At 48.7% G+C, this 1,092-nt stretch carries 2 protein-coding genes; both read right to left on the bottom strand.

Features of this window, described 5'->3' with window-relative positions; translation table 11 throughout:
* Nucleotides 1–712, bottom strand: a 712-nt coding sequence (locus ICN29_RS10605) for an IS3 family transposase (RefSeq protein WP_216133004.1), incomplete at its 3' end; no start/stop codon positions are given.
* A 23-nt stretch (nucleotides 713–735) separates the two neighbouring features.
* A complete protein-coding gene (locus tag ICN29_RS10600; protein WP_216133003.1) occupies nucleotides 736–1,017 on the bottom strand; it encodes a transposase in 282 nt (93 codons plus the stop codon).
* Nucleotides 1,018–1,092 lie beyond the last annotated feature (75 nt).

The following is a 1,092-nucleotide window of genomic DNA, read 5'->3' as shown; positions in this document are numbered from 1 at the left end:
CTACCTTAGCTTCCCTCAAGCTGTAGAAGATCTCCCCATCCAAAAGGTTATCTCTAAAGGTGCCATTAAAGCTTTCACAAAAGCCATTCTCCCAAGGACTACCGGGGGTGATGTAAGCGGTTTTCACCCCAATGCCGGATAACCAACTACGCAACTCTTTAGCAATAAACTCTGGCCCATTATCTGAGCGGATGTGCTCGGGGATGCCGTGAGTAATCATGGCGTTTGCCAGTTGTTCAATCACCTGGATCGATCCAATCCTTCTAGCGCAGTGGATCGTTAGGCACTTTCGGGTGTATTCATCAATCATCGTGAGCATGCGGATCTTGCCCCCATAGGCATCTCTAATAAAGACAAAATCGTAACTCCAAACATGATTGGGGGCAGTAGCTCTTAGCCTCATACAGCTGCCATCGTTTAGCCACAATCTACCTCTAGGGGGTTGTTTTTGCGGGATCTTTAGACCTTCTTGCCGCCAGATACGAGCGACCTTTGCGGTAGTCGCTTGGCCCCAACCGGCGTTACGCATCATGCTGGCAATCAATCGATAACCATACCGGCCATAGGTGCTAGCCATCCGGATGACTTCGGCTCTCAGCGGCTCTTCGTCATCTCTAGGCAATGGCATATAGCGATACGCTGCTCTGGATAGCCCCACTAAACTGCAAGCAGTCCGCTCAGAGATGTTGTACCGATCCATGAGCAGCTGCACTGCACTTTTACGCCTAGTAGGGCTTAGAAGTTTCCCTTAATGACTTCCTTGAGCATCACCTCTCGTAGTGATAAGTCCGCTACGAGCTTCTTAAGCCGGGTATTTTCCAGTTCCAGATCTTTGTACTTCTTTGCCTGATCGACCTTCATACCACCATAGATCTTGCGCCAGCGATAGTAGCTTTGCTCTACCGTGCCCACTTCTTTACAGGCCTGGGCTAGGGTTTTGCCGTTCGTTGTCAGGACATCGATTTGACGCAATAAGGTGACGATTTGCTCGGGTTTAAGACGTTGGCCTTTTGCCATATTTAGCACTCCTTTAAGGTGAAGATTATCAAAAATCCTCTCTTCTGGAGTGGTACTAAAAATCAGGTCAGTTCA

The sequence above is a fragment of the Polynucleobacter nymphae genome, from assembly GCF_018882155.1.
GTDB lineage: Bacteria > Pseudomonadota > Gammaproteobacteria > Burkholderiales > Burkholderiaceae > Polynucleobacter > Polynucleobacter nymphae.
This window is presented reverse-complemented; position numbering and strand designations above follow the sequence as displayed.

What these genes read in the sequence shown, in the direction of transcription:
- ICN29_RS10600 (WP_216133003.1), bottom strand. Translation starts at nt 1,017, where the DNA reads ATGGCAAAAGGCCAACGTCTTAAACCCGAGCAAATCGTCACCTTATTG.